The sequence below is a fragment of the Microcystis sp. LE18-22.4A genome, from assembly GCF_027531105.1.
In the GTDB taxonomy this organism is placed as follows: Bacteria; Cyanobacteriota; Cyanobacteriia; order Cyanobacteriales; family Microcystaceae; genus Microcystis; species Microcystis aeruginosa.
In genome coordinates, this window is the sequence record NZ_JAPZRB010000086.1 from 1 (window position 1) to 13130 (window position 13130).

Annotated in this window: 14 protein-coding genes and 1 pseudogene; 9 read left to right on the forward strand and 6 right to left on the reverse strand. The window is 39.1% G+C overall.

Annotated features, from left to right (window positions below):
- From O9295_RS03865 to O9295_RS03880, 4 genes and pseudogenes are all read right to left on the reverse strand, one after another.
- Positions 1-124, reverse strand: a pseudogene (locus tag O9295_RS03865) (Uma2 family endonuclease); the annotation flags it as partial.
- Between the two features lie 130 nt (positions 125-254).
- A complete protein-coding gene (locus tag O9295_RS03870; RefSeq protein ID WP_288031843.1) occupies positions 255-941 on the reverse strand; it encodes a ParB N-terminal domain-containing protein in 687 nt (228 codons plus the stop codon).
- Entirely contained in the window at positions 942-2291 is a 1350-nt protein-coding gene (locus tag O9295_RS03875; RefSeq protein ID WP_288031846.1) for an AAA family ATPase, read from the reverse strand.
- A 378-nt stretch (positions 2292-2669) separates the two neighbouring features.
- Positions 2670-3611: a serine hydrolase gene (locus tag O9295_RS03880; protein ID WP_288031849.1), complete on the reverse strand. Its 942-nt coding sequence runs from the start codon at positions 3609-3611 to the stop codon at positions 2670-2672.
- 110 nt (positions 3612-3721) lie between these two features.
- Between O9295_RS03880 and O9295_RS03885 the strand changes: the two genes are divergently transcribed.
- The 7 genes from O9295_RS03885 to O9295_RS03915 all read left to right on the forward strand — a co-directional run bounded on the left by O9295_RS03885 (position 3722) and on the right by O9295_RS03915 (position 11409).
- On the forward strand, positions 3722-4384 hold the full coding sequence (locus O9295_RS03885; RefSeq protein WP_288031852.1) for a 4'-phosphopantetheinyl transferase family protein: 663 nt from the start codon (positions 3722-3724) through the stop codon (positions 4382-4384).
- A gap of 97 nt (positions 4385-4481) precedes the next feature.
- Positions 4482-5615 (forward strand): glycosyltransferase family 4 protein, encoded by a 1134-nt coding sequence (locus O9295_RS03890; RefSeq protein WP_125731697.1) that lies wholly within the window; start codon positions 4482-4484, stop codon positions 5613-5615.
- A 55-nt stretch (positions 5616-5670) separates the two neighbouring features.
- Positions 5671-5964, forward strand: a complete 294-nt coding sequence (gene clpS / locus O9295_RS03895) for an ATP-dependent Clp protease adapter ClpS (protein ID WP_002765336.1) — start codon at positions 5671-5673, stop codon at positions 5962-5964.
- A 2-nt stretch (positions 5965-5966) separates the two neighbouring features.
- Positions 5967-6251, forward strand: coding sequence for a DUF2103 domain-containing protein (locus tag O9295_RS03900; protein ID WP_002732155.1), 285 nt, complete (start codon positions 5967-5969; stop codon positions 6249-6251).
- Positions 6252-6256: 5 nt separating this feature from the next.
- The gene (locus O9295_RS03905) at positions 6257-8203 is read left to right on the forward strand and encodes a pentapeptide repeat-containing protein (protein ID WP_288031855.1); all 1947 of its coding nucleotides are present in this window, start codon (positions 6257-6259) and stop codon (positions 8201-8203) included.
- A gap of 202 nt (positions 8204-8405) precedes the next feature.
- Positions 8406-8885 carry a hypothetical protein gene (locus O9295_RS03910; protein WP_288031858.1) on the forward strand — a complete coding sequence of 160 codons (480 nt, stop codon included), beginning with the start codon at positions 8406-8408 and terminating at the stop codon, positions 8883-8885.
- A 61-nt stretch (positions 8886-8946) separates the two neighbouring features.
- The gene (locus O9295_RS03915) at positions 8947-11409 is read left to right on the forward strand and encodes a HEAT repeat domain-containing protein (RefSeq protein WP_288031860.1); all 2463 of its coding nucleotides are present in this window, start codon (positions 8947-8949) and stop codon (positions 11407-11409) included.
- 131 nt (positions 11410-11540) lie between these two features.
- On the opposite strand, the gene O9295_RS03920 is transcribed toward O9295_RS03915, so the two are convergent.
- Positions 11541-11738 (reverse strand): hypothetical protein, encoded by a 198-nt coding sequence (locus O9295_RS03920; RefSeq protein WP_002758075.1) that lies wholly within the window; start codon positions 11736-11738, stop codon positions 11541-11543.
- A gap of 115 nt (positions 11739-11853) precedes the next feature.
- Between O9295_RS03920 and O9295_RS03925 the strand changes: the two genes are divergently transcribed.
- The gene (locus O9295_RS03925) at positions 11854-12159 is read left to right on the forward strand and encodes a type II toxin-antitoxin system HigB family toxin (protein WP_288025881.1); all 306 of its coding nucleotides are present in this window, start codon (positions 11854-11856) and stop codon (positions 12157-12159) included.
- Positions 12125-12544 carry a helix-turn-helix domain-containing protein gene (locus O9295_RS03930; RefSeq protein ID WP_288031864.1) on the forward strand — a complete coding sequence of 140 codons (420 nt, stop codon included), beginning with the start codon at positions 12125-12127 and terminating at the stop codon, positions 12542-12544. The genes O9295_RS03925 and O9295_RS03930 overlap by 35 nt, the downstream gene beginning before the upstream one ends.
- 135 nt (positions 12545-12679) lie before the next feature.
- Here O9295_RS03930 and O9295_RS03935 read toward each other — a convergent pair.
- On the reverse strand, positions 12680-13130 hold a 451-nt coding region (locus O9295_RS03935), incomplete at its 5' end, for an RNA-guided endonuclease TnpB family protein (RefSeq protein WP_288031865.1).

Below are 13130 nucleotides of genomic sequence, written 5' to 3' on the forward strand. Positions count from 1 at the left end.
ATTCCGCTTTTTTGAGATGGGGCATCCCTTGATAACGTCGTTCAAATTCCCATCGAGTTAATTTATCGCCGTTTTCTAGGGGAGGAATTGTTAAAGAAGCAGCTATTACTGGGGTAGTTGTCATAAGTTTTCTCTTTTCACACGTCTTCTAGTTAATCTTTGCCCGCTATCGGATCAGGCTTTTTTACTGATCTTCCATTATTATAACACCCATCGGTAGGGTGTGTTAAAGTAGCTCAACACACCCACAAAAATCAATTAGAAGTCAGCAAATAATCGACAAGTTTAATTAATCTTTTCTCTTTAACTCCTGACACCGGGCGATTTAGGACATCTTCCAAAGAATCAAAGGGCTTTTCTGAACGTTTTTTCAGAAAGTCATTAACAGATGCAGGTGGAATTCCCCCTTTTTTAAGTTGATTAGCATCACAGCTATTCAAAAGCTCTAAAATCGACTTAGAAGGAGGAGAAGGAGGAGGAGAAGCAGCAGAAATAATAATTTTTTCTTCCAGTCTTTTGATTTCTTTTTGGTACTCCTCTCGGATTGCTTGTAACTGGGTTTCTAATCGTTTTTCAAGATTATTCACCCTCAATTCTAGAGGATTATCTGTTTTTTCGGGCGTGGTAATTAACCCAGGAGAAGGAGATAATAACTTCATTTGCTGTAAAGCGATATTCTCCGCTTCTTTATCAACCACAAAAGCGTTAATAGTTTCTAGGCTGCGTTCTTTTTCTTTAGCAATTAAACAGGCATAATACTCTAAATTTCCCTCAATAATCTGGAAGCGTTCAAAGCCAATTTTTTTGAGAATGACAGGACGCATTAAGCCCTTCATTGCTACAATAAGATTAGCTAAGTTGTGTAAATCTGTTTCTGGAAAATAAGAACGCTCTTTAGTGGCTACCACGTCCTGTAAATCAATTAGTAAAAAATCCCACATTTATTTAACTCCTATTTTAGCTAAAACTTCGATTGCTAAGGCTTCAAATTCTGCTGCTGATACTCCCGCATCGCCTTGATTTTCGGCATAATCCATTATAGATTGGGGAGCAGGAATTTCTAAATCTCCCACGGTAACGTATTGATTTATACAGCGAGATAAAGGCATTCTTTCCGAGATAGTCGATTCCATCAAAGGTAAACCATATTTGTCTGGAATCACTTGTTTTTGTTTGGGAAAATTAAATCTTAAGTATTGAGCATGGGTGGAAATTTTGGAAGGTAAAACGCCTAAAATTTTTAGGGGTTCTTTACCTAAATTTTCACGACTTTCGTTAATTGCTTCCTTGATAAAACTTTTTACACTATTTAAACCTTGATTAGAAAATGGTTTAAGATCTGATGGAATAATCAGATAGTCGGAAGCAATTAAACCAGCTTGAGCATAAAAATCTAAGGATGGCGGTGTGTCAATAATAACAAAGTCATAATCATCTCTAACTTTATCTAATTTTTTAGATAATCTTGTGTTAGAGGTTCCGTATCTGGTTAGGGTAGTTTGTTTTTCAATTAAGCTAATATGAGCGGGAATTACATCAATTTCTGGATGATTAAATCCCTGAGATTTTCTGACAACAGTTGGCACAAAAGTTATCTCTCCATCATTGAGCAAATGAAAGACATTTTTATCTTTTAAATCATCGTCATCATCGAATTGAAACTTAATTAAACCAACGGCAAAGGTACTATTAGCTTGAGCATCAATATCAATTAATAAAACTCGCTTGCCTTTTTTACTCAAGGCTGCCGCTAGATTGGTAGCGACGGTGGTTTTACCAACACCACCTTTATGATGATAAATTGCGATGGTTTTCATGGGATTTTTGTTGTTGATTGTTGGAGAATTAAGCGGTGGAATACCCAGGGATAAAGTTTCGTAGCCAATCAGAGATTTTAACTGTTCTAAGTGAGAGGCAATTTCTAACCCAGAACATCTAAAAACTAAATAAATTTTATCGGGTTTTCTTCGATAAAGTTGAATCTCATCACCATTGGTTAATAATCCCCACTGCACTTTAAAGTAGTTGAGATAATAACCTAAACGGTGACGATGATTGGTGAGCTTTTCTCTGGGGTTTTTAGCCTCGACAATTAGACAGTGAGAGGATAAAAACTGCCTTTTATTGATAGGTTTTTGAGCGGAAACAAGGAAATCTAAGCGTACTTTACCGAAGCTAACTTGTTGATACCAATGTTCGGCATTGTAGCCTAGTTTGGGGAGTAAATACTGGACAATTAATTTACTCTCCACTTCCCTTTCGTTATGACAATGGTGAGGGTTGAAAGTCACACATTTGAGGAAATAAGTAGTTGGACAAAAGTAAAGTTAACTGTGGGGTAAGGAGTCAGGAGTCAGGAGTCAGGAGTCAGGACTAAGTAAGAATTGTGGTAATTTACATTTCTTAAGATAGACAACAGAATTTATCTCCGACTACTTACTTAACAACAACTTATTGTTAGTTTAAATGATGACGGCCTTTCCCGTCAAGGTGAAGCACAGACTAAATCCTTACTTAATCAAGTATTTCAGCTGCAAGAACGAACCCCATCTATCCCAGAAAAGCTGTATATTGAGATGCACATCGGTAAATTTACTGATTCATTGCAGTAGGATGTTTATCTAGCACTTTTGGCAATGACAGAGAAAACCATCCTACCCACAGCTTAATTAATGGAGCTGCATAATTTTCTCGGCTACTTTCTGGGAAATAAAAGGTAAAATTGAGCGATTTTGACTGTTATCTTTTCCCTCGGTAAATACCACCAAGAGATAGGGAGTATGATGGGGAATTTCAATATAGGCTGCATCGTGACGCACTTGACTTGTCCAACCAGCTTTTGACCAAATTTGACTATTTTCTGGTAATCCTTGTCCCAGAAATCCTAAGATTTGTGTATCATCTCCTTGACTTGTCCAATCAGCAGGATTAAGACTTCGTTTTAGTAAAGACATCATCATTTGGGAACGTTGGGAAGAAACCGCAATCCCCCCGACAATAGTATGAATTAAACGCGCCACTGCATTGCTAGTTAACATATTGCGATTCTCCATTAATTCCCCTAAAAAAGCGCGTTCACGTCCATAGGGACCATCAGACCAAGTTTTTTGATTAACGTTAATTGTCGCTAATTCTGGCCAATTTAGGGATTGAAAATAACGATTAACTATGTTGCGTTGTTGCTTCCAAGTTTCAAAGGGACCGGCGGCAATTTCTGGACCGCTAGTGGTTCCCGTCACCAGATCTACAACTAAACTGGTAGCATCATTACCAGAGTCAACAATCATGTCACGAATGGCGCGATTTAATTCGGTGTTTTCGGGAATCATTCCCCCTTCTAACCACTCATGAATTGCTACTAGATAAAATAATTTCACTAAACTAGCGGGATAGGTTCTTTCTTGTCCGCGATAACTAAATCCGCGGGGGGAATATTTCCAGAATTCTTCGTGAGAAATTGCTCCCCCCGTGTTGACGATAACGGGAGGATCATATACTATCCAAGTTAGGGCAATTTGTTCTTGAGCTAATTGGGTAAATTCTCGCCAAGTTGTTTCTAAAATATCTGTACCGAACTGTTGGAGGTGGTCTTCAGTATGAAAAAAGTTCATAGGTGTGCTGCAAAGTCAAAAGTTAGAAGGTGGATAAATTCTTGAGTCGGCAATTCTCATTTTACGGTAAAATTTACCGATAATTAATTATTTGATCGCTTCTGAGTTTAATGTTTATATCTACCGATGAGGTTCATCTCTATTTTATCAGTCTTGATCCCTCTGGGGATAGACTAGAAAAACTGGCTTCTTTGCTCTCGGAAGATGAAATAATTAGAGCTAATCGTTACCATTTTCCCGAACACAAGCGGCGTTTTTTGGTGGCTAGGGGGTGTTTACGCGAGATTTTAGGGTCATATTTGGCGATAAGTCCCGAAAAAATCGAGTTTATCTACAGTGAACGGGGAAAACCGAGTATTAAATACCAATTGCAGTTTAATCTCTCCCATTCCGAGGAGATGGCAATCTGTGGCTTGACTTTAACCGCTCGCATCGGGGTAGATTTAGAGAAAATGCGCCAGATGAAAGATTTAGATAGCTTGACAAAAAGGTTTTTTTGTGCTAGGGAACACGAGCTTGTTGAAAAGTCTGCGGAGAAGGAAAAGCTATTTTTTCAGTTATGGACGGCAAAAGAGGCTTATTTAAAGGCAGTGGGAACGGGAATTAGCGGGGGACTCGATCGAGTGGAAGTGGGCCTCAATCCCTTAAAATTAGACAATGTGGCGGGGGAATGGCAATTATGGACAGCGGCAATCGGCGATAATTATCGAGCGACGGTGGTTATCGAAGGTAGCGATCGAGTGATTAAAACCTTTGGCCTTTCTGATCTATGATTAATTGGGGAGTTAATTGCCTTGAGAAATTCAGTAATTATTCCTAGCTCTCTCAAAAAAAGCTTGTCCTTAATTATTACTTAACCTTGTTTTCTCTATGCGAATTGCTCTTTTTACAGAAACTTTCTTACCGAAAATCGATGGAATTGTCACCCGTCTTAAACATACCGTGGAACACCTACAAAGATTAGGTCATCAGGTATTAGTTTTCTCTCCCGATGGCGGTTTAAAGGATTACAAAGGTGCTAAAATTCATGGAGTTACAGGGATTCCCTTACCCCTATATCCGGAATTAAAAATGGCTTTCCCCCGGCCTTCAGTCGGTCAAGCTTTAGAGAGGTTTAAACCCGATATTATTCATGTGGTTAACCCCGCTATTTTAGGGGTGGGAGGCATTTATTTTGCCAAAACTATGAACATTCCCCTCGTCGCTTCCTATCATACCCATCTCCCCCAATACCTACAACACTATGGATTAGGTTCCCTTGAAGGATTACTCTGGGAATTATTAAAACTGGCCCACAATCAAGCAAGTTTAAATCTCTGCACTTCCACTGCTATGGTGCAAGAATTATCTAGTCGTGGCATTGAAAAAGTAGAGCTTTGGCAAAGGGGAGTCGATACGGAATTATTTCAACCTCATTTAAAATCCCCAGCTATGAGACTGAAATTATCCCAAAATAACCCCGATAGTCCTCTCTTATTATATGTTGGTCGAGTGTCGGCCGAAAAAGAAATCGATCGCATTAAACCAGTCTTAGAAGCGATTCCCGAAGCAAGATTTGCCATTGTGGGAGATGGTCCCCATCGGGAAGCTTTAACAAGTCATTTTGCCGACACAAATACCCATTTTGTCGGTTATTTACAGGGGTTAGAATTAGCCTCCGCTTTTGCTTCCGCAGATGCTTTTCTTTTTCCCTCACGCACAGAAACCCTCGGTTTGGTACTCTTAGAATCCATGGCTGCCGGTTGTCCGGTGGTGGCGGCAAATTCGGGGGGAATTCCCGATATTGTCACCGATGGAGTTAATGGTCATCTCTTCGATCCTAGGGATGAAAAGGGTTTAATTAGTGCCACCCAAAGATTACTAACCGCCAAGGCAGAAAGAGAGGAATTACGACGAAATGCGCGTCTAGAAGCGGAAAAATGGGCATGGCAAGCGGCCACCAAACAATTATTAAATTACTATCACCGGGTTTTGAATAATAATTCTGTGGCTTTTGCCGCTTAATTGTTGTCAAAATGCTCGAATTTAATTGCAAAAACCTTAACCTATTGTAACTTTTATGGCCAGCGCACCCAGTACCACCTTAGATAAGTCCACCCAAGTGGTCAAAAAGACTTATCCCAACTATAAAGTTATTGTTCTCAACGATGACTTTAACACCTTCGATCATGTGGCCAATTGTTTAATTAAATATATCCCGGATATGACTACCGATCGAGCTTGGGAATTAACTAATCAAGTTCACTACCAAGGACAAGCAATTGTCTGGACAGGTCCCCAAGAACAAGCGGAACTTTATCACCAACAATTGCGACGGGAAGGATTAACTATGGCTCCTCTAGAGGCCGCCTAATTATGAATAATGGTCGCTTAGTTTGGAATCATTCTACTCATATTCCGGGGTTGATTGCGGTATTAGAAAAGTTAATTACCTATCAGGGAATCACCACTGTCACCCCGGGGGTACTTTCTCGCTCAAAAGGTCATTGTCCGCGGTTACAATTGCGGATATCAGTACCAATTCGTGGTGGTTTTAAGCTGATTGCGAGGACAGGAAAAAGTGTGCAGGAAGTCTTTGTTATCACCGATTTAAACCAAGAGGATTTAGAAATGGCTATCCAAGCTTGTTTAGGAAAATAACTGTCGTGGGTGCGTTGTTGAAAGGCTGCTGGTTACTAATCATTGTTTTTCTGTTTTTCTCTGTACATTCTCTCCCTAGTTTGGCAGTAATGGATAGAGTTCCTTTAACAGTAACTTTATTGCAGGAACGTTTAAGCGCACCCGTCCTTAAAGAAGGGATGACTACCATTAATTTAGCCAATTTAGTTATCGATATCCGCGATGAAAATAAGGAGCTGCAAGAACAATTTTATCAACAGATTCAAGGTCAAATTAATCGCGCTAAACAACCCCTAGGTTTAGATTTTAGTAATTCCTTAATTCAAGGCAATTTTATCGCTTCCCGTCTGGGTTTACCGACTCCTTTAACAAAAGTGGCTCTCGCTACCTTATTATCACCCACGGAAGAACAGTTATTACAACAGGACGAAAATTTTTTATTCGATAGCGATGAACCGGTTTTCAATGTCACAGTATTTCGCGGACCGGTGAAGTTGCAGAGAACCGTATTTATGGGAGAAGTGGACTTTTCTAAGACTTTTTTTCTGCAAATTGTCGAAGCAATGGAAGCAAAATTTAGTCGTGAAAGTAATTGGGTAGAATCGCGTTTTGCTAGGGTAGCGAAATTTACCAAAGCCAATTTTATGGGAGATGTAAATTTTAGTCAAAGTCAATTTTTAAATAAAGCCATCTTTCGCACAGCCCATTTTAAAAGTATTACTAACTTCCATCGCAGTCATTTTACTGCTGAAGCTTATTTTGATCAAACTAAATACGATAAAACCGCAGATTTTACCCGTACTTTCTGGGAAAAAGAGGCCAATTTTTCCCAAAGTCAATGGCGAGATCGTCCGCTATTTTCTAAGAGTAGATTTTTAAGTTTATTAACCTTTAGAAATGCCACTTTTGAAAAATCGGGCGCTTTCCGGTCTAGTTATTTTAATGGTGTCGTTAGTTTTCAAGATGTGAAACTTTTAGATCAGGTAGATTTTAGTAATTCCACTTTTACTAAAAATAGTTATTTGAGTGTATCGGGATTAGCTTTTGATTCCGATAAAGCGAAAATACTGGGAGATAGAGGAGTAATTGGTCAAGCAATTTATTTACCAACTTTAACAGGAAATGAGACAGTTTTAAGAAATTTAGTTCGTAATTTTCGCTCCCTAGAACAAATTGCCGATGCCAATCAAATTGAATACAAAACCGAAAAATTGCGATTTCAACAGTTAAAACAAAAACTGAATAATATCTCAGTTATTCGCCTAATTAACCTCACTTGGGTAGCTGATTTTCTGCATACTTCTTTCCTTGCTTTACTATTACTCTTAAGTCAAGATGGTACAAATTTTAGTTTAGTTTTCGGTACAGGAATCATAATTTTTGCCTATTTTGGCTGTTTATTTTGGTTAATTGATCGCGTGCGTCGTCTCACTCCTAAACCAGTAATTCCTAGTCGTTATGAAATCTTTTGTATGGTGACTAGCTATATTATTCTCACCCTTTCAGGTGTGTTTAATATCCTGCAATCTGCCAGTCGTCCTCTCCTAACTTTAACAGCTATTGCCCTAATTCTTGTCCCCTTACCCTTAATTTTAGTTATCGAACTTTATCGTCGGGGACGCTATCACGATTTAATGGATAGTTCCTATTTTCTGCAAGATGGTAGTATGCGACAATTACGCTTATTAATCACCCGTTTACCCGTGGTTCCCGAATTTCCCCTCTTTCGCGATCGTTATACTCCTATTTCTTGGCAAAAGCGTTGGAATTGGTTAAATTATTACGATTTAAGTCTCAATAATTTGCTAAAATTAGGCTTTAATGATTGGCGAGTTCGCGATCGAGAATTACCCGCTATCATTTCTTTTTTAGTTTGGTATCAATGGGGTATCGGCATCTTTTATATCACTCTCCTTATCTGGACTCTCTCGCGCACGATTCCGGGGTTAAATCTCTTGATTTATTTAAAATAAACTGTAAAAATTTAAATACAGCAGTTATCTTTTCGTTTTGGGTAGCCGGTCGCCGGTCGTCAATACCAAGCTCATTAACTAGAAGATGCGGGTGTTTGGAGGGTGTGGCTGTACTTGAGAAGATTTGCGGGAAGGGAGGTAAAATTCAATGAGGGGGGTGATATTATCTCTCTCAACTGGTTCAACAAGGGAGGATAGCGATATGAAACCGATTCGACTTCAAGTCTGGAAAGTAATGGCTGTCACCCTGTTGAGTCTTTTATCCCCTCTAACATTGAGCCAAAAAGGGTTAGCACTCAATTGCAACAGTGAAGAGGTCAAGTTTTTGATTGAAGAGAAACTGAAAATCAGGCTAAATCAGAAAAAGCCTGTCAATCAAGAGGTAAAAAATGACCAATTAGAGACAATTAAGCAGTGGGGGGAATTTCTGTATCCAGAATTAAAGCAAGAAGATGTCATGTGTGCTTTAATTAATGTCCTCAATGATAAACGGCTGCCCCCAGAATTACGCAGTCAATCTGCTGACGTACTAGGTGGTGTTGGCACAGAAGCTGAACCTGCTAAACCCTACCTATTGATTGCTTTCGAGGATGAAAACCCGGGCTCTTCTGGTTTCTGTGTGGAAACGAGGTCTATACTGATAGAATATCCGCAAAATAGTCCTAAAAGTCTTGCCCAGTAAGCCTTTCACGATTCCATAAGCAAAAATTATCACACAAAGTCGAGAAGAGCCAAACCCGCAAGTGCGCCGCAGTGCGATCGAAGCTGTCAGAAAAATTAATGCTAATGGAACTGTTGACTATCTTATTAAAGCTCTAGATGATCAGGATAGCGATGTAAAAAGAGCAGCAGCAGGAGCATTAGGAAGTATAATAAACAAAGAAGAATCACAAAAAGCTGTTCCTCAACTTATTAAACTGCTCGAAACAGATCCCAATGGATTTGTCCGTCAAGGTGCTGCTGAAGTATTAGCAGGAATTACCTCAACAGACACAAGTGTTAAAACTGCCCTGAATACATCTGTCAAGAATGATTCAGCTTGGTTTGTTCGCAAGAAAGTTATAGAAACATTAGATGCAAAATCCAATATAAAAGTTATTGACATAGACAACTTAATTCCTCTCTTGAAGGACAAAAATTATACTTTGCGAACCCAAACTTTCGCTCTTTTGATTAAAATGGGTAATAAAGCTGAAAAAGCATTACCTGAATTAATTGATATTGTAAAAAATGAACCCAATGATACAGCTCGTCAAGTGGCAGTTCAAGCAATTCATAGTATTGGCAAGAGAGATGAAGAAGCTGTAAAAGTGTTAATTAAATTGCTGCAAACTGACTCCGATCAGACAGTGCGAAATAATGCTGTTGAAGCTTTAAGTAAAATCGATCCCTATACCTCTAGTAGCCGACAAGAATTAATCAAGTTTCTAGAAGATAAAAATGAAGATTTGCGAGTGAGTTCATCTGTTGGATTGAGTAATATTGCAACTTCCTTACAGGATCAATATCAGCGTCAGAAAGAGACAGACGGATTATCTCAAGCGATCACGGATTTAGAGAATGCTAAAAAAGCAATGGAATCAGCTTATCAATCAGAATGGCAAGACAAAGAAAAAAAAGAAAAATTCGTGCAACAACAAGATATTCTTGCTCGAAGACTAGATTTTCTTAAAGAACGACAAAATAAGGTATCTCAACAGTGGCTGATAAGTATTATTACTCATCCTTATATTAAAATTTTTGGTAGCTTATTTCTCACCAATCTGCTAGTTTTTTGGCTCTCTCCTCTCTGGTTACTTAAGATTGATGAACAAATCTGGAAACCTGCTTTTGAAGCTCACCCTGTAGCGAAGGCAATTGCATCAATTCTGAGTTTCTTCCCACTTTTAAAATATCATCCAAGAGTTTTAGATCGATGGGTAGAAAGATACTTTAAAGAAGTGAAACAAGACTTCCTTCATAAACCTACCGTCCAGCATCATACAATTTATGTCCCCCTTCCTGTCCAGACTGATTCTGGTGATAATCTGACAACGATTGAACAACTCACCAGTCAAGATTTAAAAGAATCTTTCCCAAGACATCTGCTTATCTGGGGAGAAAGTGGAGTTGGAAAAACCAGTATAGCCTATCAAATTGCTCAATGGGCAATGTCAGATAATAAAGAAGAGCGTCTCTGTAAACATCGGATGTTACCGGTGCTGATTGAAGAAAATATAGAGATTGATAATTCGGGAGGGGAAAAACCTTTTTTAGCCGCTATTCGAGGTCAACTAGAAGCAGCAATTACAGAAGAAAGTGTTTCTCCAGAACTCCTTAAACATCTGCTGATGAAGCAGCGAATATTGGTCATTGTAGATCATTTGTCAGAAATGAGTGAAACTACACGCAAATTAATTCGTCCTGGACAGCCAGATTTTCCAGTTCATACTTTAGTGGTCACCTCCCGGCAAGAAGAATCCTTGGGTAGTGTTTTGACGATCCAACCTTGTCAACTTACAGGAAGTCAAATTTCTACTTTTTTAGAAACCTATTTAGTTAAGAAAGGGGTGCGGCAACTCTTTACTGACAAGGAGTTATATAAAGATTGTGCTAAGTTATCCGAAATTGTCGGTCAAAAAAGGATTACACCTATGTTCGTAAAATTATATGCCGAACAGTTAATTGAAAAGAAAGTCAAAGTGGCGCAAGAATTAACTTTGCCGAATAATATTCCAGAATTAATGCTCAAATACCTCGATGAACTCAACCGAGAAATTAAAGAAGAAAACAGATCAGGTGATCGCATTGTCGATCAAGATGCCAAGTCTCTAGCTTGGGCTTGCCTGAAGAATAGCTATCAACCCTCAGAAATTATGCGTTCGGAGGCACTGGTTACTTTGGGAGGTAATGATGCTGAAGAACGACTAGAATATTTAGAAGAAAAGCTACACCTCATTCAAACGAACCAAACTTCTAAGGATAAAATTCATTTCATTCTTGAACCTCTGGCAGAATATCTAGCAGCTTGGCATTTAGTTGATCTTTATGCAAAAGATCAAAAACAAGAAGAGTGGCAAAAGTTTCTCGAACAACTTGATAGCGTACCTAAAGCTTTTGTGATAGCAGTAAGGGATTGTTGTGAGGCTAGAGCGGAAAAAGTTCACCTCCCACAATTTGTAGTCGAAAAACTCAACCAAGTTAATGGTAAGTCACTTTCAAATTGACAGCCCGATTAATAATCTTGGTGTTAATCGAGATAACTGACTTTTTCACGACTACTTGTAGTGGCTTGCAAACAGTAAATTTTGAACCAGAATTAACTACAACTATGCGTAAGGAAAAGGTTGATTTTTTATCACGAAAGCTCGACCCCCTGAGCCTGTTGCAGCTGTTCCCAAGCATCCTCCCCCACCTCACGCACATATTCCTTTGCCTTTGCTAAGTATTCCTCCCGTCCGTATAGTTTGGGGATGGTTTCGCGCATCCGAAATACGCGAGCGCTCTGGCTGAGGATGTAGGTAACTTGCTGACTATCTTCTCCCAACAGCGACAAACTGGGAGGAGTTAAAATGATGGTTGCGTCTCTTGTGGCGGTGGTTTTCGGGTTGGTGGCGCAAATCAGGCCATGATAAACTAGAATACAAGAGCTATTCTAAATCAATAAGAATATGCACATCATCAGCCGTAAAAAACTGCGGCGATTTTCCGGAAAACACGCCGATGCTGCCAATGCCATTAATACTTGGTATAAAATTGCTAGTAAAGCAGAGTGGAAAAACCTAGCTGAAGTTCAAGCTGTGTATTCTCAAGCGGAAGCTGTTGGTAATTTCACGGTCTTTAATATCAAAGGTAATCGCTATCGTCTAATTGTAGATATCGTTTACAAAGATCAAATAATTTACATCAAGTACATTTTGACTCACGCGGAGTATGACAAAGATGAGTGGAAAAATGACCCTTACTTTAAACCGTGATACCTACGGAAGGTTACTAGCCGAGTATCTACCAAAAGTAATAGAAAACGATGCAGAAAACGAACAGGCTATTAACCTAGCTGAGGCCTTATCTCATCGAGAAAATCGCAGTCTAGAAGAAACCACCTTGTTAAATTTACTCTTGACTTTAATCGAAAAATACGAACAAGATCATTATCTCCTTGAAGAATCAGAACCCCATTCAATACTCTGGGAACTCATGGAAGCTAACAACTTACAAGAAAAAGATTTATCAGATATACTAGGTTCAAAAACAATAGTTTCTGATATTCTTATTGGCCAACAAATAATAACAGAAAAACAAGCTGTAAAGTTAGGACAGTTTTTTCACGTTGACTCAAGTTTATTTTTATCTACTCAGTAAATTTGTGCTATATAGGTGATGCTTGGTTATAACCCTACACCCTACACCCCGCACCCTGCCCCCAGGAGAAACTTTTTGCCGCAAACCCTAGTCTTGACATCCTCACCGCCGTAAACGGACGGTGATTCCCAAACCTCACGATTTAGGTTTCTGCTTCTTTCCCGAAGGATTTTTCGCACCTGCCTTAACAGATTTACTCTGTTCTGGTCTTATGGTCGCGACCCGGACTGACACCGCAAGCCCTGCGGCCAAAATATTTTTACTGGCGTTAATATCTCGGTCATGGTGCGTCCCACAGTCTGGACAATCCCACTCTCGAATATTTAACGGCATTTTCTCAGCAATATACCCGCAATTACTACACCTTTTAGAACTAGGAAACCATCTATCTATTTCGATGTAATTTCTCCCATACCAACGGCATTTATAGGCTAATTGTCGGGTGATTTCTCCCCAGCTTACATCAGATATTGCCTGAGATAATTTCGGGTTTTTGACCATATTCTTAACGGCTAAATTCTCAACCACAATCGTTTGGTTTTCACGAACTAATTGAGTGGTTAGCTTATGTAAATGGTCTTTTCTG